This is a genomic window from Pseudomonas proteolytica, from assembly GCF_007858275.1.
Taxonomy (GTDB): Bacteria; Pseudomonadota; Gammaproteobacteria; order Pseudomonadales; family Pseudomonadaceae; genus Aquipseudomonas; species Aquipseudomonas proteolytica.
This window is the reverse complement of record NZ_VFEV01000006.1, coordinates 122,386-143,596: the sequence shown is the minus strand read 5'-3', so window position 1 is coordinate 143,596 and position 21,211 is coordinate 122,386. Positions and strand designations below refer to the sequence as shown.

At 62.8% G+C, this 21,211-nt stretch carries 17 protein-coding genes; 12 read left to right on the top strand and 5 right to left on the bottom strand.

Features of this window, described 5'->3' with window-relative positions; translation table 11 throughout:
- Positions 1–165: 165 nt before the first annotated feature.
- A complete protein-coding gene (gene epsC / locus FIV38_RS06560) occupies positions 166–1,092 on the bottom strand; it encodes a serine O-acetyltransferase EpsC (RefSeq protein WP_092232723.1) in 927 nt (308 codons plus the stop codon).
- A 167-nt stretch (positions 1,093–1,259) separates the two neighbouring features.
- On the opposite strand from epsC, the gene FIV38_RS06555 reads away from it, so the two are divergent.
- The 12 genes from FIV38_RS06555 to FIV38_RS06500 all read left to right on the top strand — a co-directional run bounded on the left by FIV38_RS06555 (position 1,260) and on the right by FIV38_RS06500 (position 13,262).
- Positions 1,260–2,252 carry a D-cysteine desulfhydrase gene (locus tag FIV38_RS06555; RefSeq protein WP_092232720.1) on the top strand — a complete coding sequence of 331 codons (993 nt, stop codon included), beginning with the start codon at positions 1,260–1,262 and terminating at the stop codon, positions 2,250–2,252.
- Between the two features lie 282 nt (positions 2,253–2,534).
- Positions 2,535–3,329 carry a cystine ABC transporter substrate-binding protein gene (gene tcyJ, locus FIV38_RS06550; RefSeq protein WP_029299562.1) on the top strand — a complete coding sequence of 265 codons (795 nt, stop codon included), beginning with the start codon at positions 2,535–2,537 and terminating at the stop codon, positions 3,327–3,329.
- Complete coding sequence (gene tcyL / locus FIV38_RS06545) at positions 3,329–3,994, top strand: cystine ABC transporter permease (RefSeq protein ID WP_029299561.1); 666 nt, start codon at positions 3,329–3,331, stop codon at positions 3,992–3,994. Before tcyJ ends, tcyL begins: the two co-directional genes overlap by 1 nt.
- Before the next feature lie 3 nt (positions 3,995–3,997).
- Positions 3,998–4,744, top strand: coding sequence for an L-cystine ABC transporter ATP-binding protein TcyN (gene tcyN, locus FIV38_RS06540; RefSeq protein WP_029299559.1), 747 nt, complete (start codon positions 3,998–4,000; stop codon positions 4,742–4,744).
- Positions 4,745–5,106: 362 nt separating this feature from the next.
- Positions 5,107–5,883 carry a hypothetical protein gene (locus FIV38_RS06535; RefSeq protein ID WP_029299557.1) on the top strand — a complete coding sequence of 259 codons (777 nt, stop codon included), beginning with the start codon at positions 5,107–5,109 and terminating at the stop codon, positions 5,881–5,883.
- Positions 5,884–6,067: 184 nt separating this feature from the next.
- Complete coding sequence (locus FIV38_RS06530; protein WP_092232718.1) at positions 6,068–7,309, top strand: SfnB family sulfur acquisition oxidoreductase; 1,242 nt, start codon at positions 6,068–6,070, stop codon at positions 7,307–7,309.
- A 23-nt stretch (positions 7,310–7,332) separates the two neighbouring features.
- Positions 7,333–8,526, top strand: a complete 1,194-nt coding sequence (locus FIV38_RS06525; protein ID WP_092232716.1) for an SfnB family sulfur acquisition oxidoreductase — start codon at positions 7,333–7,335, stop codon at positions 8,524–8,526.
- On the top strand, positions 8,526–9,878 hold the full coding sequence (locus tag FIV38_RS06520; protein WP_092232714.1) for an LLM class flavin-dependent oxidoreductase: 1,353 nt from the start codon (positions 8,526–8,528) through the stop codon (positions 9,876–9,878). Before FIV38_RS06525 ends, FIV38_RS06520 begins: the two co-directional genes overlap by 1 nt.
- 146 nt (positions 9,879–10,024) lie before the next feature.
- Positions 10,025–10,834: a MetQ/NlpA family ABC transporter substrate-binding protein gene (locus FIV38_RS06515; protein WP_029299550.1), complete on the top strand. Its 810-nt coding sequence runs from the start codon at positions 10,025–10,027 to the stop codon at positions 10,832–10,834.
- 2 nt (positions 10,835–10,836) lie between these two features.
- Entirely contained in the window at positions 10,837–11,952 is a 1,116-nt protein-coding gene (locus FIV38_RS06510) for a methionine ABC transporter ATP-binding protein (protein WP_070995010.1), read from the top strand.
- Positions 11,942–12,586, top strand: a complete 645-nt coding sequence (locus FIV38_RS06505) for a methionine ABC transporter permease (RefSeq protein ID WP_029299545.1) — start codon at positions 11,942–11,944, stop codon at positions 12,584–12,586. The genes FIV38_RS06510 and FIV38_RS06505 overlap by 11 nt, the downstream gene beginning before the upstream one ends.
- A gap of 40 nt (positions 12,587–12,626) precedes the next feature.
- A complete protein-coding gene (locus tag FIV38_RS06500; RefSeq protein WP_092232711.1) occupies positions 12,627–13,262 on the top strand; it encodes a class I SAM-dependent methyltransferase in 636 nt (211 codons plus the stop codon).
- 84 nt (positions 13,263–13,346) lie between these two features.
- Here FIV38_RS06500 and FIV38_RS06495 read toward each other — a convergent pair whose 3' ends face one another.
- The 4 genes from FIV38_RS06495 to FIV38_RS06480 all read right to left on the bottom strand — a co-directional run bounded on the left by FIV38_RS06495 (position 13,347) and on the right by FIV38_RS06480 (position 21,023).
- Positions 13,347–15,572: a glycoside hydrolase gene (locus tag FIV38_RS06495; RefSeq protein WP_092232708.1), complete on the bottom strand. Its 2,226-nt coding sequence runs from the start codon at positions 15,570–15,572 to the stop codon at positions 13,347–13,349.
- Positions 15,573–15,811: 239 nt separating this feature from the next.
- Positions 15,812–18,862, bottom strand: a complete 3,051-nt coding sequence (locus tag FIV38_RS06490; protein ID WP_029299540.1) for an efflux RND transporter permease subunit — start codon at positions 18,860–18,862, stop codon at positions 15,812–15,814.
- Positions 18,859–19,929, bottom strand: coding sequence for an efflux RND transporter periplasmic adaptor subunit (locus FIV38_RS06485; RefSeq protein ID WP_092232705.1), 1,071 nt, complete (start codon positions 19,927–19,929; stop codon positions 18,859–18,861). The genes FIV38_RS06490 and FIV38_RS06485 overlap by 4 nt, the downstream gene beginning before the upstream one ends.
- A complete protein-coding gene (locus tag FIV38_RS06480; protein ID WP_092232702.1) occupies positions 19,926–21,023 on the bottom strand; it encodes an efflux RND transporter periplasmic adaptor subunit in 1,098 nt (365 codons plus the stop codon). Before FIV38_RS06480 ends, FIV38_RS06485 begins: the two co-directional genes overlap by 4 nt.
- Positions 21,024–21,211 lie beyond the last annotated feature (188 nt).

Sequence of the window (21,211 nt, the reverse complement as noted above, 5' to 3'; positions counted from 1 at the left end):
AGAAAGGCAAAACGTTCAGCGATTGCTGGTTGAATTTGGAATACAGGCAAAAAATGTGGGAGCGGGCTTGCTCGCGAATGCGGTGTGTCAGGCACAAAGTCAGTGGCTGACACACCGCATTCGCGAGCAAGCCCGCTCCCACATTAGATCGTCGCTACTTCAACACTACTTCTGCGTCCCATCATCATGCTGCAAATTCGCCTGCGTGATGTTCGCCCCCGTCGGCACGCTGCGGGTCAGCCACACATTGCCGCCAATGGTCGAGCCCTTGCCGATGGTGATCCGCCCCAGAATCGTCGCCCCGGCATAGATCACGACATCGTCCTCCACAATCGGGTGGCGCGGATGGCCCTTCTGCAACTGCCCATCCTCATCCGCCGGGAAACGCTTGGCGCCCAGGGTTACCGCCTGGTAGATACGCACCCGCTCGCCAATGATCGCCGTCTCGCCAATCACCACACCCGTACCGTGGTCGATAAAGAAGCTCGGGCCGATCTGCGCGCCAGGGTGGATATCGATGCCGGTGGCCGAGTGGGCGATTTCCGCGCTGATCCGCGCCAGCAGAGGCAGCCCGGCGCGATACAAATGGTGGGCCAGGCGATGGTGGATCACCGCCAGGATCCCCGGGTAGCACAGCAACACCTCATCCACACTGCGCGCGGCCGGGTCGCCGTGATAGGCGGCCAGCACATCGGTGTCCAACAGGCTGCGCAACGCCGGCAAGGCCAGGGCAAAGTCCTGGATCAGGCGAATGGCCAATGCATCGACTTCATTATCGGCATGGCCGCCTTGGCGCGCGGCATAGCGCAACTCCAGGCGGGCTTGGGCGAGCAAGGCATTGAGCGCCACATCGAGGGTATGGCCGACGTAAAAGTCTTCGCTCTCCTCGCGCAAATCCACCGGCCCCAGGCGCATGGGGAACAGTGCGCCACACAACGCCTCGAGAATCTGCGCCACCGCATCACGGGAAGGTAATTCGCGACCGCCCTGCTCGCCGCTGACCCGGCCGTTGCGCGTGCGCCACTGGTCCCGGGCGCCACGCAACTGGCTGACGATGGTCTGTAATTGCCAATGACTGGAACGCTCGCTCACGGTATTCACTCCTGACGTAATGGCCATCACTTTACGGTATGCAACCGGGCCGCCCTTAAGAACCAATGGTGCAATGCTAATAACCGCAGAGCATAAGCAACTGGCAGTTGCCCGCGCAAAAAGCCCTGCCTATAGTCCTTCCCATCTCCTCTTACCCGTGCGTGACCATGATCAAACAACAGCTCGACCGTTTTAATCGTCTGGAACTGCTGGGTGGCGCCACCGCCCTGGAAAAACTCGAACGACTGTCGACCTGGCTGGGCCGTGATATCTACATCAAGCGCGACGACACCACGCCGCTGGCCATGGGCGGCAACAAACTGCGCAAGCTCGAATACCTCGCCGCCGATGCCCTGGCCCAGGGCGCCGATACGCTGATCACCGCCGGTGCGATCCAGTCCAACCATGTGCGCCAGACCGCCGCCCTGGCGGCCAAGCTGGGCCTGGGCTGTGTCGCCCTGCTGGAAAACCCCACAGGCACCGACGACCCCAACTACCTGGGCAATGGCAACCGCTTGTTGGTAGAGCTGTTCGACGCCAAGGTCGAACTCGTCGAAAACCTGGACAACGCCGACGAGCAACTCCATGCCCTGGCCGAGCGCCTGCGCAGCAATGGCAAAAATCCCTATCTGGTGCCGATCGGCGGCTCCAACGCCCTGGGCGCCCTGGGCTATGTGCGCGCCGGGCTGGAACTGGCCGCGCAGATTGACGCCAGCGGCCTGCAATTCGCGGCGGTGGTCCTGGCATCCGGCAGCGCCGGCACCCACAGCGGCCTGGCCCTGGCATTGAGTGAAGTGCAGCCGGACTTGCCGGTGATTGGCGTCACCGTATCGCGCACCGACGAAGCGCAACGGCCCAAGGTCCAAGGCCTGGCCAAGCGCACGGCGCAGTTGCTGGGAGTGGAGGTACCCGACGCGTTCAAGGTGATCCTGTGGGACGAATACTTCGCCCCGCGCTACGGCGAACCCAACGCCGGCACCCTGGCGGCAATCAAGCTGCTGGCGAGCCAGGAAGGCCTGCTGCTCGACCCGGTCTACACCGGCAAGGCCATGGCCGGGTTGCTGGACGGCATCGGACGCGGGGCGTTCGAAGACGGGCCGATCATCTTCCTGCACACCGGCGGGGCGCCGGCGTTGTTTGCCTATGACTCATTGTTCTGACGGGAGGCATGCCTACTAAATGTGGGAGCGGGCTTGCTCGCGAACGCGGTGTATCAGTCAAACTATCCATCAATGACCCACCGCATTCGCGAGCAAGCCCGCTCCCACAATTGAATTTTCATCGCTCACATATTCCTTAATAGAATATAAAATTGAATTTATATTATTTTTAACGCTTTAAACCTCGCCCTATAGTCGCGCTCCCACACACCGCGTTTTTAGGGCAGGATACGACCACTGCGTCACCTGCTTCGCACACCACAAAAAACACAGGGGCTTGTCATGACTATTTCTGTATTGCGTCGAACGTTGCTGGTTGGCACATTGGGCCTGGCCCTTGGCGCCGGGTTGCTGGGCCAGGCGGTTGCCGGCGAGCAACTGGGCAAGATCAAGAAGGCCGGCGAGATCAAGATCGGCCTGGAAGGCACCTACCCACCGTTCAGCTTCGTCGATGAAAGCGGCAAGCTCAGCGGCTTTGAAGTCGAGCTGTCCGAAGCCCTGGCCAAGGAGCTGGGCGTCAAGGTCAAGCTGCAAGCCACACCGTGGGACGGCATCCTCGCCGCACTGGAATCCAAGCGCCTCGACGCCGTGGTCAACCAGGTGACGATCTCCGAAGAGCGCCAGAAAAAGTACGATTTCTCCAAGCCCTACACCGTCTCCGGGATCCAGGCCCTGACCCTGGCGAAAAACGTCGACACCATCAAGACCGCCGATGACCTGGCCGGCAAGAAAGTCGGGGTAGGCCTGGGCACCAACTACGAACAATGGCTCAAGGACAACCAACCCAAGGCCATCATCAAGACCTATAACGACGACCCGACCAAGTTCCAGGACCTGCGCATCGGCCGTATCGACGCGATTCTGATCGACCGCCTGGCGGCCCTGGAATATGCGAAAAAAGCCACGGACACCGCCGCTGCCGGTGAAGCCTTCTCCCGCCAGGAAGCCGGGATTGCCTTGCGCAAAGGCGAGCCTGAGCTGCTTGAAGCGGTCAACCAGGCCCTCGACAAACTGCGCGCCGACGGCACCTTGAAGAAGCTGTCCGAGAAATACTTCAACGCTGACGTCACTCAATAATGGAAGCAGGTTTCCAACTCGCGCTCGACTCCGCGCCCTTTCTGCTCAAGGGCGCGTACTACACGGTGATCCTCAGCCTCGGCGGGATGTTTTTCGGCTTGCTGCTGGGCTTCGGCCTGGCCTTGATGCGCCTGTCGCGCTTCAAGCTCTTGAGCTGGACCGCCCGGGTGTACGTCTCGTTCTTTCGCGGCACGCCGTTGCTGGTACAGCTGTTTTTGATCTACTACGGCTTGCCGCAAGTGGGGATCGAGCTGGATCCGATCCCGGCGGCGATGATCGGCTTTTCGCTGAACATGGCTGCCTACGCCTGTGAAATCCTGCGCGCCGCCATCGGCTCCATCGAACGTGGCCAGTGGGAAGCTGCCGCCAGTATCGGCATGACCCGCGCGCAAACCCTGCGCCGGGCCATCCTGCCGCAGGCCATGCGCACGGCCCTGCCGCCTTTGGGCAACAGCTTTATTTCGCTGGTCAAGGACACGGCGCTGGCCGCCACCATCCAGGTGCCCGAACTGTTCCGCCAGGCCCAACTGGTGTCTGCGCGCACCTTTGAAATTTTCACCATGTACCTGTCCGCGGCCCTGATCTACTGGGTCCTGGCAAGCATCCTGGCGCATTTTCAAAATCGCCTGGAAGACCGGGTCAACCGGCATGACCTGGAGTCTTGACGCATGATCGTGGTTGAAAAACTGACCAAACAATTCAAGGGCCAAGTGGTGCTCAACGGGATCGACCTGGAGGTCAAGGAAGGCGAAGTCGTCGCCATCATCGGCCCCAGCGGGTCTGGCAAGACCACCTTCCTGCGCTGCCTGAACTTCCTTGAAGAACCCACCAGCGGCCGGATCAAGGTCGGCGACATCCAGATCGACGGCAGCCGTCCGCTCAACCAGCAACAAAGCCTGGTGCGGCGCCTGCGCCAGCATGTGGGCTTTGTGTTCCAGAACTTCAACCTGTTCCCCCACCGCACCGCGCTGGAAAACGTCATCGAAGGGCCGCTGGTGGTCAAGAAGATGCCACGCGAAGCCGCCGATCGCCTCGGTCGCTCGCTACTGGCCAAGGTTGGCCTGGCGGGCAAGGAAGACGCCTACCCCCGGCGCCTGTCCGGTGGCCAGCAGCAACGGGTGGCCATTGCCCGGGCCTTGGCGATGGAACCGGAAGTCATCCTGTTCGATGAGCCGACCTCGGCCCTCGACCCAGAGTTGGTGGGCGAAGTACTGGCGACCATCCGCAGCCTGGCCGAAGAGAACCGCACCATGGTCATCGTCACCCACGAAATGAGTTTTGCCCGTGACGTGGCCAACCGGGTGATCTTTTTCGACAAGGGCGTGATCGTCGAGCAAGGCGAAGCCAAGGCGCTGTTTGCCAACCCCAGGGAAGAACGGACCCGGCAGTTCCTCAGCAAATTCCTCACCCACTAACCCCCCACTCACTGTAGGAGCGAGCTTGCTCGCGAAAAACCTCAACGATAACGCGCGAAATCAGATTAACCGTGTCGTCTGGGCGTTCTTCGCGAGCAAGCTCGCTCCTACAGGGATCGGCGCTCATCACATAGAAAAGCACCCTACCCAAACCCGCCTTTACACCCCCTCCCAGTCAGACCCATCTGAATAATCCCAAACCCGCCGTTTAGCCTTTTGCCGCCATTGACGCTCCCTGGTCAACCCTCTTATCTAAGGCCCAGAGGATTGGATCCCATCCTGGCTTTTCAAAAAATCGTTCCTTTCGAACCCCCCTCCGGGGCTCGGAACGATCGCTGCTGGCTGCATCAAGGAGATTATTTATGAAGCACCTTCCCCCCCTGGCCATGTTCGCCGCGCCGACAGTGCCCCAGGCCCTCAAACAAGGTATCAATGCGCACGCCGCCACCCATTTGCAGGTCGATATCGCCCCCTACCCAAACATGGGCAAGGGCGACCTGATCGAGCTGTTCTGGAATAACTGCTTTGCCGCCTCCAAGCGCGTAGGCGCCGCCGATATCGGCCAGCCCAGCAGCCTGCGGGTGCCCGAGAGTTTTGTGCAAAATGGCGCCGCACGGATTCATTACCGGGTCATGCAAGTGGGGCGCGGCCCGGCGCGCTCCCTGATCACCCGCGTGCAGGTCAAGACCGCGTGCCCTGGCGGCCAGCCATCGGTGCTGTGTGGTGAAGAAAACCAGAGCCTGGCCCCGGTCGGCCTGCCGGAAACCATTCGCCGCCATGGCGTCAACCCCAGCCAGATCCGCCGGGGCGTGCCGTTGATCATCGAACCCTACCTGAACATGGCCACCGGCGATGCAATCACCCTGCGCTGGGGCGACGCGCGCCTTGACCTGCCGCCCATCCAGGCCCACGAGGTGGGCCGGCCGGTGCATGTCTGGGTGCCTTCGGCGCTGATCCTCGACGCGGGCGACGATGCACGCCAGGAGGTCACCTACTGCGTGATCGACCGTGTGGGCAACAACTCCCGCTGGGCCCCGCCACGCACCGTGAGCATCGGCCAGGCCCAGGCCCATGGCCCGGCCGGCCATCCGTCGGTGTACCAGCCACGGCGTCCTGGCTCGCCTTGCGAGCCGGGGTGACAGACCTTCTATGCATATTCCTAAAAGTTAGTTTATTTAAAAAATAAACACGCTTAGGGTATATACACCGGACCACCGGACATTCCTGATTTTTAAGCTTTCCACGGATGTGAGGTAGGTATGGTCAAAATTACCCCGGTGCACAACGCCAGGGCATTACGTGTAGCCACGCAGGGGCGCACCGATGTCTAACTTGGCGCAATCGCCCCTCCAGAGCGATCTGGATATCGCCCCGCTGCTATTGCCCGCCAAGGTGCTGCGCAACGACAGTGAAGCCCTCGCCGCCGCCCACGAGCTTGCCCAGGCTGCCCGCCTGCAAGCCGGGTTGCGCGACCGCCAGCGCAAACTGCCCTGGGCCGAACTCGAACAGTTCACCCGCAGTGGCCTGGGCAGTATTTCCATCCCCCGCGAATACGGTGGCCCACAAGTGTCGTTCGTGACCCTGGCCGAGGTGTTCGCCATTATCAGCGCCGCCGACCCGGCCCTGGGGCAGATCCCGCAGAACCACTTCGGCATCTTGCACCTGCTGCAAGGTGCGGCCAGCCAAGAGCAGAAAAAACAGCTGTTCCAAAGCGTGCTGGATGGCTGGCGCATCGGCAACGGCGGCCCGGAACGCGGCACCAAAAACACCCTGGATTTGAAGGCGCGGATCAGCGCCGAGGGTGACGGCCTTGTCATCAACGGCCAGAAGTTCTACTCCACCGGCGCGCTGTTCGCCCATTGGGTCGCGGTCAAGGCCCTGGATGACGAAGGCCGCCAGGTCATGGCGTTTGTGCGACGGGGCACGCCGGGCCTGCGCATCGTCGATGACTGGTCGGGTTTTGGCCAACGCACCACCGCCAGCGGCACCGTGCTGCTCAACAATGTGCCGGTAGACGCCGACCTGGTGGTGCCGACCTGGCGCCTGGGGCAAACCCCGGGCATCCAGGGCGCGGTCTCGCAATTGATCCAGGCGGCCATCGACGCCGGCATCGCCCGCGGCGCCCTCGACGACACCATCAGTTTTGTGCGTGAGCGCGCACGACCCTGGATCGACGCCAAGGTCGAGCGGGCCAGTGATGACCTCTACGTGATTGCCGATATCGGCAAACTGAAAATCGAGCTGCACGCCGCCGAAGCCCTGTTGCGCAAGGCCGGCCAAGTGTTGGACCAGGTCAGCGCCGCGCCCATCACCGAGCACTCCGCCGCCCGGGCCTCGATTGCCGTGGCCCAAGCCAAGGTGCTGACCACCGAAGTCTCGTTGCTGGTCAGCGAGAAGCTCTTCGAACTGGCCGGCAGCCGCGCCACCCTCGCCGAATTCAACCTCGACCGCCACTGGCGCAATGCCCGGGTACACACCCTGCACGACCCGGTGCGCTGGAAATATCACGCGGTGGGCGCTTGGCACCTCAATGGAACATTGCCGGCCCGGCATTCCTGGATCTGACGACCAGACCTCTGGAGAAAAACATGACGCTTTCCCATCCCGTCGCGGTCATCACCAGCGATGAACAAGCCCTGATTGTCGCCAGCGACCTGGCCGAAGACTTTCGCCGTGACAGCGCCCTGCGCGACCGCGAACGCCGCCTGCCGCTCGCCGAACTGGAAGCCTTTTCCCGTTCCGGCCTGTGGGGCATCAGCGTGCCCAAGGCCTACGGCGGCGCTGGCGTATCCAACGTCACCCTGGCCAAGGTCATCGCCCTGATTGCCCAGGCCGATGCCTCATTGGGGCAGATCCCGCAGAACCATTTCTATGCCCTGGAAGTGCTGCGGGTAAATGGCAGCCCGGCGCAGCAACAGCGCCTGTACGCCGAAGTCCTGGCCGGCCAGCGCTTTGGCAATGCCCTGGCGGAACTGGGTACCAAGACCGCCCATGACCGGGTGACCGCGATTACCCGTGACGGCGACGGGTTTCGTATCAGTGGCCGTAAGTTCTACGCCACCGGCGCGATCTACGCCCAGCGCATTCCCACATCGGTGGTGGACGAGCACGGCGTGCAGCAACTGGCCTTTGTCCCGCACGACAGCCAGGGCCTGACGGTGATCGACGACTGGAGCGGCTTTGGCCAGCGCACCACCGGTAGCGGCTCGGTGGTGTTCGACAACGTTTGGGTCGCGGCCGCAGACGTGATCCCGTTCCAAAGCGCCTTCGAGCGCCCGACCACCGTGGGCCCGCTGGCCCAGATCCTCCACGCCGCCATCGACACCGGCATCGCCCGCGCGGCCTTTGAAGATGCCCTGCATTTTGTGCGCACCAAGACCCGGCCGTGGATCGACTCGGGCAACGACAAGGCCAGTGAAGACCCACTGACCCTCAAGAGCTTCGGCCACCTGAGCGTGCGCCTGCACGCCACCGAAGCCCTGCTGGAGCGGTCCGGCGAATTCCTCGACCGCGCCCAGGCCGACAGTACCGCGCAAACCGTCGCAGCGGCCTCGATTGCCGTGGCCGAAGTACGCGCCCTGAGCACCGAGATTTCCCTGGCCGCCGGCAGCACCCTGTTCGAACTCGCCGGCAGCCAGGCGACCCTCGCCGAACATGGCCTGGACCGCCACTGGCGCAACGCCCGGGTGCATACCCTGCACGACCCGGTGCGCTGGAAGTATCACGCGGTGGGCAATTACTACCTCAACGATGAAAACCCGCCACTGCGGGGGACCATCTGATGGCGAAGAAAAAGATCCTGCTCAATGCCTTCAACATGAACTGCATCGGGCATATCAACCACGGCCTGTGGACCCATCCACGGGACACCTCGACCCAATACAAAACCCTCGAATACTGGACTGAACTGGCGCAACTGCTGGAGCGCGGCCTGTTCGACGGTTTGTTTATCGCCGATATCGTTGGCGTGTACGACGTCTATCAAGGCTCGGTCGACGTGCCGCTCAAGGAGTCCATCCAACTGCCGGTCAACGACCCGCTGCTGCTGGTTTCGGCCATGGCCGCCGTGACCAGGAACCTGGGCTTCGGGCTGACCGCCAACCTGACCTATGAGCCGCCGTATCTGTTCGCCCGGCGCATGTCCACCCTGGATCACCTGAGCCGTGGGCGGGTGGGCTGGAACATCGTCACCGGCTACCTGGACAGCGCCGCCAAGGCCATGGGCCTCACCGAACAGGTCGAGCATGACCGGCGCTACGACCAGGCCGACGAGTACTTGGAGGTGCTGTACAAGCTCTGGGAAGGCAGTTGGGAAGACGACGCGGTACTCAACGACCCGCAACAACGCATCTATGCCCAGCCGGGCAAGGTGCACAAGGTCGAGCACCATGGCGAGTTCTACCAGGTGGAGGGTTATCACCTGTGCGAGCCCTCGCCGCAGCGCACGCCGGTGCTGTTCCAGGCCGGTAGCTCGGAGCGCGGCCTGCTGTTCGCCGGGCGCCATGCCGAGTGTGTATTTATCAGCGGGCAGAACAAGGCCGCGACCCAGGTGCAAGTGGACAAGGTGCGCGCCAGCGCGGTCGAGGCCGGGCGCAACCCGCACGACATCAAGGTGTTCATGGGGCTCAACGTGATTGTCGGCGCCACCGAGGAACTGGCCTGGGCCAAGCATGCCGAGTACCTGAGCTACGCCAGTGCCGAAGCCGGCGTGGCGCACTTCAGTGCGTCTACCGCCATCGACTTTTCGCAATACGAACTGGATGAACCGATCCAATACGTGAAGAGCAACGCCATCCAGTCAGCCACCAAGGCCTTGCAAAACAACGACTGGACCCGTCGCAAACTGCTGGAGCAGCACGCTTTGGGCGGGCGCTATATCACCCTGGTGGGTTCGCCTGCGCAGGTGGCCGATGAGCTGGAGTCCTGGATCGCCGAGACCGGCCTGGATGGCTTCAACCTCACACGCATTGTTACGCCGGAAAGCTATGTGGACTTCATTGATCTGGTGATTCCCGAGCTGCAAAAGCGTGGGTCGTACAAGACGGCTTATGAGACCGGGACACTGCGCGAAAAAGTGTTCCACCGCGATGCCCGCTTACCCGAACAACACACCGGCTCCACCTACCGCCACTAACCCAAAAATGTGGGAGCGGGCTTGCTCGCGAATGCGGTGTGCCAGTCACCGAATTTGCTAGCTGACACACCGCATTCGCGAGCAAGCCCGCTCCCACATTTAGATTTTTATTGCTCATACCCACACGTTACGACTGGAAATCGACCATGAAAAAAACACTGCTCTCCCACCCAGTCAAGGCACTGGCCCTGGCCCTCGGCCTGTTCAGCTCGGCGGTTTTTGCCGCCGATGCGCCGCTCAAAGTCGGCACCACCGCCGCCTTCGCCATTCCCCTGGAGGCCGCCGTCGAAGAGGCCGGCAAGCAGGGCCTGAAAGTCGAGCTGGTGGAGTTCACCGACTGGATCGCGCCCAACGTCAGCCTCGCCGCCGGCGATATCGACGTGAACTACTTCCAGCACATCCCGTTCCTGGAAAACGCCAAGGCCGCTGCCGGTTTTGACTTGGTGCCGTTCAAGCCCGGGATCATCAACAACGTGGGCCTGTACTCGAAAAAATACAAAAGCTTCGATGAGCTGCCCCAAGGCGCCAGCGTGGCCATCGCCAACGACCCGATCAACAGCGGGCGTGGCCTGCAACTGCTGGCCAAGGCAGGCTTGATCACCCTCAAGCCGGGCGTGGGCTACAAGGCCACCGAAGAAGACATCGTCGCCAACCCGAAAAAAATCAAGATCCTGCAAGTCGAAGCGGTACAGCTGGTGCGCGCCTATGACGATGCCGACCTGGTGCAGGGCTACCCGGCCTATATCCGCCTGTCCAAGACCTTCAATGCCGAGTCGGCGCTGCTGTTCGACGGCCTCGACCACCCGGAATACGTGATCCAGTTCGTGACCCAGCCCAAAGGCACCAGCGACCCACGGGTGATCAAGTTCGTCGAGATCTACCAGCACTCGCCGGTGGTCCGCGCAGCCCTGGATAAATCCCTGGGCAAGCTCTACCAAGTCGGCTGGGAAGGCTGAATATGAGCGCCGCCAACGCCCAACTGCGCGACCTCGGCACACCGCCCGCGGACGCCCGGCAGACAGAGCTGCATCCGGACTTGAACCACGCCCACGTGCGTTTTATCAACCTGGGCAAAACCTATGACGGTACGGTGCACGCGCTGCAAGGCATCGACCTGGCGATCCAGCGCGGCGAAGTGTTCGGCATCATCGGCCGCAGCGGCGCTGGCAAGTCGTCGCTGATCCGCACCATCAACCGCCTGGAACAACCCAGCAGCGGCCGGGTGTTGATCGACCAGGTGGATATCGGCGACTTCGACGAAGACCGCCTGGTGGCCCTGCGGCGGCGCATCGGCATGATCTTCCAGCACTTCAACCTGATGTCGGCCAAGACCGTGTGGCAGAACGTCGAACTGCCGCTGAAAGTGGCCGGTGTACCCAAGCCACAGCGCGAGCAAAAAGTGCGTGAGCTCCTGGAATTGGTGGGTTTGCAGGACAAGCACAAGGCGTACCCGGCGCAGTTGTCCGGCGGCCAGAAGCAACGGGTGGGCATCGCCCGCTCGCTGGTGCACGACCCGCAGATCCTGCTGTGCGACGAAGCCACCTCGGCCCTGGACCCGGAAACCACCCAGTCGATCCTCGGCCTGTTGCGCGAGATCAACCAGCGCCTGGGCCTGACCATCGTGCTGATCACCCATGAGATGGCCGTGATCCGCGAAATCTGCGACCGCGTGGTGGTGCTCGAACATGGGCGGATCGTCGAGCAAGGCCCGGTGTGGGAGGTATTTGGCAACCCTCGGCACGAGGTCAGCAAAACCCTGCTGGCGCCCCTGCAACACGGCTTGCCCGACGAGCTGCAAAAACGCCTGCAGGCCACGCCGCAGTCGGCGCATGCGGCGGTGGTGCTGCGCCTGCAGTTCACCGGCGCCAGTGCCGATGAACCGGACCTCGCCGCGCTGTTCAGCGCCCTGGGTGGGCGCGTGCGCCTGCTGCAAGGTGGGGTCGAACGCATCCAGGGCCACGCGCTGGGGCAATTGCTGCTGGCGGTGACGGGCTCAACCCTGGACGCCGACACATTACGCACCCGCGCCACGCGCTGGGCACAACAGGTCGAGGTGCTGGGTTATGTGGTTTGATCGTTTATTGCAGGGCGCCATCGACACCTTGTTGATGGTGGGTGTGTCATCGTTGATCGCGTTGCTGGTGGGGATCCCGCTGGCGGTGTTCCTGGTGACCAGCGACAAGGGCGGCATCTACCAGGCCCCGGCGTTGAACCGGGTGCTGGGGGCGTTCGTCAATCTGTTCCGCTCCATCCCGTTCCTGATTCTGATGGTGGCGCTGATCCCCTTCACCCGGCTGATCGTCGGCACCACCTATGGCGTGTGGGCAGCCGTGGTACCGCTGACCATCGCCGCCACGCCGTTCTTTGCGCGGATCGCCGAAGTCAGCCTGCGTGAAGTCGACCACGGCCTGATCGAAGCGGCGCAGGCCATGGGCTGCCGGCGCTGGCATATCGTCTGGCATGTGCTGTTGCCGGAAGCGCTGCCGGGGATTGTCGGCGGGTTCACCATTACCCTGGTGACCATGATCAACTCCTCGGCCATGGCCGGGGCGATTGGCGCCGGTGGCCTGGGGGACATCGCCTACCGCTACGGCTACCAACGCTTCGACAGCCAGATCATGCTCACGGTGATTGTGCTGCTGGTGATTCTGGTGGCGGTGATCCAACTGGGCGGCGATCGCCTGGCGCGCGGGCTCAACAAGCGCTGAGGTATAGTCGGCACCTCTCTTTGCCCTGGTGCCGACTGCCATGAAACTCGCCCCCGACGACCTCCACCAGATTACTTCCACCACCCTGGGCCACTACAACCAGGTGGCCGAGGATTTTCGCGAAGGCACCCGCGACCATGATGTGAGCCAGAACATCGACGCGTTGCTGCGGCATATCCAGGGTGATGCACCGTTTACCGTGCTGGATTTCGGCTGTGGGCCGGGGCGCGATTTGCAGACGTTTACCCGCCTGGGACATATCGCCGTCGGGCTCGACGGCGCCGAGCGGTTTGCACAGATGGCGCGCCAGGACAGCGGCTGCGAGGTACTGCACCAGGACTTCCTCAAACTGGACCTACCGGCCGGGCGGTTCGATGGGATCTTTGCCAATGCGGTGCTGTTTCATATTCCCAAGCAGGAATTGCCGCGCATTCTCAGGCAACTGCATGGGGCGTTGAAGCCGGGTGGCGTCTTGTTCAGCTCCAACCCCCGAGGGGAAAACCAGGAGGGCTGGAACGGGCCGCGGTATGGCTCGTACCACGACCTTGCGGCCTGGCAGGGGCTGCTGACGACGGCGGGGTTTGTGGAGCTGGAGCACTACTATCGCCCGGCAGGCCTGCCGCGCGAGCAGCAGCCTTGGTTGGCCAGTGTGTGGCGTAAGGTTGGGGTTGTCTGAGCGGACGCCATCGCGGGCAAGTCCACATTGGAATGCGTTCCCCCTGTAGGAGCGGGCTTGCCCGCGATGGACTCAACAACACCGCTAATCCACCTGATACACCACCGGCCCTGCCCCCACCACCAACGCCGTCACACTGCGCCCCGCATATTCTTCCCTTTGCTCCTGCGCAAAATTGGCCACCAACCGCGTGCCATCGGCAAAGGTCGTCTGCTGCAACAGCCGGTCGCTGCTCAGCCAGCGGAAATCCGTCAGTGCCTGGGTCGCGAGGCGCTCATGCAATGGGCGAAAGAACCCATCCTGGCGCTGGATCATTGGCAAGCGCTGCTTCAACGTAGCGGCACTCAGGTGATAGAGCGGCGGCACGTTGTAAAGCAGTTGGGTCAGCTCGTTCTGCGCCTGCACATTGCTCAGTTTCAGGCTGTCGAACAGCCAGTGATGGGTGGTGATGACCGAGCCATGGAAGACCGCCTGATACAACGGCAGGCGCATCGCCGGGGCGAAGTACACGGTGCGCAGCGGCTCTTTGAGTGGCACGCGCTTGAAGAATACCGCTGGCTGTTCCGGTGGGTACCAGGCCCCAACGTAGTAAGACGATTGTTTGTCCTGGGTCATCTCGCGGTCGCCCCAGCCCATGACCGGCGTCTGCATGCCATGGGCGAACAACACACCCCGGGCGGTGGTGGCGTTGCCGTCTTCGGAGCCCACCGGCACCTGGAGGTGGCTGCCGATCCAGCGTGCCGCATCGACATTGCCTTCAGCGTTCTGCGCCTGGGTCATACCCAGCACTGAGCGGTAGCTGTCAAACAGCATGCCGGTGGCGTAGGCATCGAGAAACCAGGCATTGAAACCGGCCGCGGCCTGCACCGCTGTCACCCGTGCCTGCAGCAACGGGCGCACGCAGCGCGGGTCGGTGTAGTGCCCGAATTTCTGGAAACCCGTCTTGAGCTGGCCGTTCTTGAGCATGATCGCGCAGTCTCGGTGGGCGCGGCTGCCCAGGTGCGCGGTGATCCAATCGGGGTTTTCGCTATCCGCCAGCGCGGTTTCATAAGAGTCATAGGGCGCCATCAAGTATCCGGCCTCGACCCCCTTGCGCACCGCCTCGGGGTGCCAGAGCCCGCCTTCCCAGCCCTCCCCCAGGGTCAACAGCAGGCGTTGCAGGCCGCTGTCCTGCAGGGTCTTTATCGTGGCTGTCGACAACGTGCTGCCCCAGGCTTGAGGGGCGGAGTTCAAGGCGCTGGCAAACGCCAACGCCAGTTCCTCACGGACTGCGCCGTAGCCGGCGACGAGTGCCTGCATATCGGGCTGCACCTGGGCCTGCCAGTTCAGCCGCGCCTTTTTGTTCAGCGCCGCGTTAAGCCCTCTGAGCAGCACGCCTTGCTGATAGCGATCCAGAAACGGCAGGGTGACTTGCACCACCTGCGCCGCTTGCGGGTCCAGCAGGCCATTGAGTTGCGCGCCCAGCCCGTCAGGGGCGCGCAGCAATGTGCGTAACTGCGCCCAATCGCGCACATCGCCCAGGCCCAGCAGGTCATTGCCCCACAGGTACACATGGCTGGCGCCCAACAGTTTTTTGCCGGCGGGGATCTGTTGCAGCTTGTCTGCCAAAGGCTCGTAGCGCCCCTGCTCTATCAGCCATTGGCGATAGCGTTTGGCGCCGGCCAGCAAGTCGGCCTCGCCCAGGTTCAGACGCAAGGTCATGGGCGCAGTGGGGTCCAGGGCGGTGAATTCATGGCGCAGCGACAAGCCCAGGCGCGAGCCCTCGGCCTGCCACTGCAAGCGATTGTTGTAGGGGTTGGTCAAAAGCCAGTTGAGGGTGAAGCGGCCATGGTCGACGCCCCATAACGGCAGGCTCAGGTCCTGGGTGCTGTTCACGTCGCCCTGCTCAAGCAGGAAGTCCTGCCAGAGACGATTGCCGGCAGGGATGTAATGCCCCTCGGCCAACGGCCAGATCAAGCCATTGCCCATGGCACTGGCGGGCTGGCGGATAAGCTCAAGCTCCGCGGCCTCGCGTGCGGTGACGGTGAGAATCAGGTCGCGCTGATCCAGTGTCGCGCTCAGGCGATAGGCGCCGTTGTCCCATTGCCAATTGGCCTGTTGCTTGGACTGTTTCAACCGGCTGACCTGATGGGCCGCCACGCCACTGGCCGCTTGCACTGGTTCGCCGCCCGCCGGGGTCACGCGCACGGCCAGGGTCGCCGCGTCGAGTTCGACGCGCCACTGGGGGTTTTCCAAAACGGTGCTGGCCACTGCCAGGGGCGAGAGCAGCAGCAGGCTGATGCACAGGACACGGCGCAGGTTACGGGTCATGACGTTGGCCTTCACAGGAGCGAAAGCCCGAGGGTAAAACAATTCGGGGATCGGAACTTTTCCAAAGCCCATTTAAAGATTTTTCCCACTGCCTGCCCCGGTGGGGAGGGGGCTTGTCCCGCTGGGTTGCGAAGCAGCCCCAGTAAGCCTCACCCAGGTCTATCAGATAGACCGAGATAGCAGGTTTTGGGGCTGCTTCGCAGCCCAACGGGGGACAAGCTCCCTCGCCACAGTTTGCGTTACGGCGCGGTCTTGGGCTCGCGGATTTTGTACCAGGCCACATACAGCGCCGGCAAAAACAGCAACGTCAGCAAGGTCGCGATGATAATGCCGCCGATCATCGCGTAAGCCATCGGCCCCCAGAACACCTCCCGCGCGATGGGGATCATGCCCAGGCTGGCCGCGGCTGCCGTCAGCAGGATCGGCCGACGCCGGTGTTCGGTGGCTTGCACCACCGCGTCCCACGGCGTGTAGCCATCGCGCTCATAGGCGTCGATCTGGGTCACCAGGATCACCGAGTTGCGGATGATGATGCCGATCAACGCCAGGATCCCCAGGATCGCCACAAAGCCCATGGGCGTGCCGGTGGGAATCAGCGCCAGCACCACGCCGATCAAGCCCAGCGGGGCCACACTGGCCACCAGGAACATTTTCTGCACGCTGTGCAACTGGATCATCAGGAAGGTCGCCATCAAGAACAGCATCAACGGCACCACGCTGGCGATCGGGCCCTGGGCCTTGCCGCTTTCTTCCACGGTACCGCCGGTTGCGACCTTGTAGCCCACCGGCAACGCGGCGCTGAACTTGTCGATTTCAGGCTTGAGCTGCTTGACCAGGTCGGTCGGCTGCATCTCGTCGCGCACGGCGGCCTTGATGGTGATGGTTGGCTTGCGATCGCGCCGCCACACCAGCGGCTGTTCCAACTCGTAGCGCACGGTGGCAAAGGCCAACAGCGGGATCGAGGTACCGCTCGGCGTGACAATCTGCAGGTTCTGCAAGGTTTCCGGGGTACCGCGTTCGGCGTCTTCGGCGCGGCCGACCACGTTGATCAAGTAGATATCGTCGTGCACCTGGGTCACGGCCGAGCCGCTGACCACGCTGTTCATCAACTGCGCCACATCTTCGGACGACAGCCCGAGCTGGCGCGCCTTGTCCTGGGCGATATCGACCCGCAGCACTTTGCCCGGCTCGTTCCAGTCGTAGATGATCTCGCCCAGGTGGCTGTTTTTATCCAGTAGTGTCGCCAGTTCGATGGCGTGTTTGCGCACCTGGTCGATGTCCTTGCCCGATACCCGGTACTGGATCGGGCGCCCGACCGGCGGGCCCATTTCCAGGGGTTGGACAAAACTGCCGACGCCCACGAAGTCATCACGCAAACGTTTTTGCAGGCGCTCGATCAACGCGCCGCGCTCTTCCAGGCCTTTGCTGACGATCACCAACTGCGCGTAGTACGGGTTCTCCAGTTGCTGGTCCAGGGGCAGGTAGAAACGGATCGCACCCTGGCCGATGTAGGTGCTCCAGCGTGCGATGTCCGGGTCGTCCTTGATGATCGCTTCAAGCCGGTCCACCGCCTTGCGGGTTTCATTGATCGAGGCATTTTGCGGCAGGTTGAGGTCGACGAGGATTTCCGGACGATCGGACGACGGGAAAAACTGGTTCTGCACAAACTGCATGGAAAACACCGACGCCACGAACAGCAGCACCGTGAGGCCGATCGCCCACCAGCGATTGCGCATGGCCCACAACATGCCGCCATTGAAGGCCCGGCCAATGCGCCCCGGCTCTTCATTGTGCGGTTTGACCTTGCTGCTGAGGATATGCACGCCAATCACCGGCGCAAACAACACGGCCACCACCCACGACACCAGCATCGCCACCGCAATCACCGCAAACAGGGTGAAGGTGTATTCGCCGGCCGAGCTGGCGTTGAGGCCAATAGGCACAAACCCGGCCACCGTCACCAGGGTGCCGGTGAGCATCGGGAACGCGGTGGAGGTGTAGGCGTAGGTCGCAGCCTGCTCCAGGGTCTCGCCTTTTTCCAGGCGGGTGATCATCATTTCCACGGTGATCATCGCGTCGTCTACCAGCAAACCAAGGGCGATGATCAACGCGCCCAGTGACACCCGCTGCATGGTGATGCCGCTGTACTCCATAAACACAAACACCAGCGCCAGCACCAGCGGGATCGAGCATGCCACCACCAACCCGGCACGCAGGCCGAGGCTGATAAAGCTCACCACCAGCACGATGATCACCGCTTCGAACAGCGCACTGGTGAAGCCGCCTACCGCCTCTTCCACCACTTCGGCCTGGTCCGATACCTTGTGCACGCCAATGCCCACCGGCAGGTCGGCCGTCAGCTCGTCCATGCGCTGGTGCAGCGCCTTGCCAAATTCCTGGATGTTGCCGCCCTTCTGCATGGCGATGGCCAGGCCGATGGCTTGCTGACCGTTGAAACGAAACATCGGTCGCGCCGGATCCACATAGCCACGGCTGATATCCGCGATATCCGCCAACCGATAGAAACGATCATTGAGCCGCAGATTGACGTCGGCAAGATCCTTTTCCGAGGCGAATTGCCCCGAGGTACGCACCGAAATCCGCTCCGGCCCGGCCTCGATCACCCCGGCCGGGGTCACCGCGTTCTGCGATTGCAGGCTCTGCACCACCTGGCGCTGGTCGATCCCCAGGGCGGCCAGTTTGCGCGTGGAAAAATTCAGGTAAATCACTTCGTCCTGCTGGCCGATCATCTCGACCTTGCCCAACCCCGGCACAGCCCGGATCTCGGCGCGCACCTGCTCGACGTAATCGCGCAACTGGCGCATCGACATGCCGTCGGCGGTAAAGGCATACACCGAGCCAAACACGTCACCGAACTCGTCGTTGAACGAAGGCCCCTGCAAGCCCTGGGGGAACGTGCCGCGGATGTCGTCGATCTTCTTGCGCACCTGGTACCAGATCTCGGGGATCGCCTTGGCGCTGGTGGTGTCCTTGAGGAACACGAAAACCGTGGACTCACCGGGCCGGGTGTAGCTTTTCACATAGTCCAGCGAGTCCAGTTCTTCGAGCTTTTTCTCGATGCGGTCGGTGACCTGCTTGAGGGTTTCTTCCTGGGTCGCGCCCGGCCAGCGGGTCTGGATCACCATGGTCTTGATGGTGAAGGACGGATCTTCCTCGCGCCCCAGGTTCATGTAGGAAAACACGCCCATCAGCAGCGCGACGAACATCAGGTACCAGACGAAGGACTGATGCTTGAGTGCCCAGTCGGATAAGTTGAAGCTCCCTTTCATCGCGGGCTGTCCTCGTCGGTTTTGACTTTTTGTCCGGGTTTGAGGCTGTTGACGCCGGCGCTGACCACACGCTCCCCAGGCTGCACTCCGCCGTTAAGCACGACACGGCTGGCATCGCGGCTGACCAGGGTTACATCACGGGGCTGCACGCTCTGCTGCTGCGTATCGATGACCCAGATACGGGCCTTGCCTTCGACATCCTGCACCGCGCTGGCGGGCAACTCGATACGCGGGGCGATGGCCGAGCTCAGGGTCACGCTGATCGCCGTGCCCAAGCGGAACGCCGGCGGCGTCTGGGCCAGGGTCAGGCGTGCGCGCCGGGTGCGGGTTGCACTCTGCGCCTGGGGCTCGATCTCGCGCACGGTGGCGGTGGTGTTGATGCCGGGGTCCAACTGGCTGGCCACCAGAAACACCACATCGCTCGGCAGGCGCTCGGCGAGGCCGGCGGGCAGGTCGATCACCGCTTCCTTGATATCCGGACGGGCCAGCGTCACCACTTGCTGACCGGCACTCACTACTTGGCCGGCCTCGGCATTCCAAGCGGTGACGATGCCGCCATGGTCGGTGCGCAACTCGGCGTAGTTGAGCTGATCCCTGGCCTGGTCCACCGCCGCCTTGGCCTGGTCGAGTGAGGCCTGGGTGGTTTTCAGGTCGGTCTGGGCAACGTCCAGTTGTGCCTGGGCGCCAACACCACGGTTGAACAACTCCTGCTGGCGACGGGCATTGGCCTGGGCATTGATAAATTGCGCCTGGATCCGCGCCAGGTCGCCCTGGGCGGCGCGCAGCTGGTTCTGCTGGTCAGTGGGGTCGAGCACCGCCAGCAGGGCGCCCTTGTCGACTTCGGCGCCCACATCGACCGCACGCCGCGCAATGCGCCCCGGCACCCGGAAGCCCAGGTTGCTTTCATAGCGCGCCTGGATACTGCCGGCGAAGCGCCCAAGGTGCTCCTGGTCTTCGGCTTTTACCTCGACCCAAAGCACCGGGCGCACCGGTTCCGGCGCCGGTTCTTCCTTGGAACAGGCGATCAGCAACAGGCTACTGGCGAGGATCAGCGTCTGGCGCTTCATGGCTGCACTCCCTGGGCCTGGTCCGGCGCCTGGGCGATCTCCACGAGCATGCCCGGATGCAGCAATTGCCCACCGGCCACCACGACGTTTTCGCCGCCCTTGAGGCCATCGCCGATAATCACCTTACCGGTCAGGTAGCGGGCGACGGTGACCTTGTGCAGTTGCGCCTTGCCGTCGCCATCCACCAGCCACACAGCGGGCTCGCTTAGATCCTTGGTCAACGCGGCCCAAGGCAGCTCGATGCTGGCCTTGGCTTGCCCGTTGGCGGTGGCACTGACCACCGAGCCCAGTTGCATGCCCGTGGGCAAGGCATCCAGGGCGATCTTCACCTGCACGGTGCCGCTGTTGGCCGCAACGGCCGGGGTCACTTCACGCACCCGGCCCACGGCCTTGATGCTCGGGTTATCCAACAGGCTGACGGTGATCGGTACATCCGGCGCAGGTTCGGCCAGCAGCGACTCGTAGACGTTGAACACCGCGTCGCGCTCGCCATCGCGGGCCAGGCTGAAGATCGGTACGGTGGCCTGCACCACCTGGCCCACTTCGGCCTGGCGCGCGGTAATCACCCCCCGCGCTTCGGCGATCAACGCCGTATAGCCCAACTGCTCGCGGGCATTGGCCAACTGCGCCTGCGCGGCAGCCAGGGCGCTTTGACTGCTGCGCAATGCAGCCTGGGCGGCATCGTATTCACTGCGGCTGGTGTAGCCCTTGGGCAGGAGTTTTTCCTGGCGCACAAAAGCCGCCGCCGTCTGTTTGACCCGCGCCTGTTCCGCCACCACCTGGGCCTGGGCGGAGTCGACATTGGTCTGCAAATCCTTGGGATCGAGCTTGGCCAGCACTTGCCGGGCCGTCACGCGGTCGCCGACATCGACCATGCGCTGGATAATCTTGCCGCCCACGCGAAATGACAAATCGGTCTGCACCCGCGCCTGGATATCCCCGGTGAGGGTCACCGCCGCTGCAAAATCGGTCGGCTGCACCGTTTGCACAAACACCCTGGAATGGGCCTTGGGCTCAGGTTTTTCCTGGCCGCAGCCGCTCAGCAGCACCAGCAGGGCAACGCTACAAATAACTGTTGAGGTGGGACCGCCCATGCAGACTCCTTTCGCGTGATACCGACGTGCCAGTGTGTATGCGACTGTGAGCTTAGTTCAGGGTTCCTTACCTGCACGCAGACGCCTGATAGTTTGCGCGCCGACCTACCCTGTTAGTTCTGACAGTAGACAGCCCTTTGCCCCCTTGTAGTCATTGAGTTCGGTCTTGCTGCGCGGGCATGCGCACG

Bases quoted from the DNA above. Each gene is read 5' to 3' on its own strand.
- FIV38_RS06520 (WP_092232714.1), top strand. From the start codon at position 8,526: ATGGCGAAGAAAAAGATCCTGCTCAATGCCTTCAACATGAACTGCATC.
- FIV38_RS06485 (WP_092232705.1), bottom strand. From the start codon at position 19,929: ATGAAGCGCCAGACGCTGATCCTCGCCAGTAGCCTGTTGCTGATCGCC.
- tcyJ (WP_029299562.1), top strand. From the start codon at position 2,535: ATGACTATTTCTGTATTGCGTCGAACGTTGCTGGTTGGCACATTGGGC.
- FIV38_RS06535 (WP_029299557.1), top strand. From the start codon at position 5,107: ATGAAGCACCTTCCCCCCCTGGCCATGTTCGCCGCGCCGACAGTGCCC.
- FIV38_RS06495 (WP_092232708.1), bottom strand. From the start codon at position 15,572: ATGACCCGTAACCTGCGCCGTGTCCTGTGCATCAGCCTGCTGCTGCTC.
- FIV38_RS06525 (WP_092232716.1), top strand. From the start codon at position 7,333: ATGACGCTTTCCCATCCCGTCGCGGTCATCACCAGCGATGAACAAGCC.
- FIV38_RS06505 (WP_029299545.1), top strand. From the start codon at position 11,942: ATGTGGTTTGATCGTTTATTGCAGGGCGCCATCGACACCTTGTTGATG.
- tcyN (WP_029299559.1), top strand. From the start codon at position 3,998: ATGATCGTGGTTGAAAAACTGACCAAACAATTCAAGGGCCAAGTGGTG.
- FIV38_RS06490 (WP_029299540.1), bottom strand. From the start codon at position 18,862: ATGAAAGGGAGCTTCAACTTATCCGACTGGGCACTCAAGCATCAGTCC.
- FIV38_RS06510 (WP_070995010.1), top strand. From the start codon at position 10,837: ATGAGCGCCGCCAACGCCCAACTGCGCGACCTCGGCACACCGCCCGCG.
- FIV38_RS06500 (WP_092232711.1), top strand. From the start codon at position 12,627: ATGAAACTCGCCCCCGACGACCTCCACCAGATTACTTCCACCACCCTG.
- FIV38_RS06480 (WP_092232702.1), bottom strand. From the start codon at position 21,023: ATGGGCGGTCCCACCTCAACAGTTATTTGTAGCGTTGCCCTGCTGGTG.
- tcyL (WP_029299561.1), top strand. From the start codon at position 3,329: ATGGAAGCAGGTTTCCAACTCGCGCTCGACTCCGCGCCCTTTCTGCTC.
- FIV38_RS06555 (WP_092232720.1), top strand. From the start codon at position 1,260: ATGATCAAACAACAGCTCGACCGTTTTAATCGTCTGGAACTGCTGGGT.
- FIV38_RS06530 (WP_092232718.1), top strand. From the start codon at position 6,068: ATGTCTAACTTGGCGCAATCGCCCCTCCAGAGCGATCTGGATATCGCC.
- FIV38_RS06515 (WP_029299550.1), top strand. From the start codon at position 10,025: ATGAAAAAAACACTGCTCTCCCACCCAGTCAAGGCACTGGCCCTGGCC.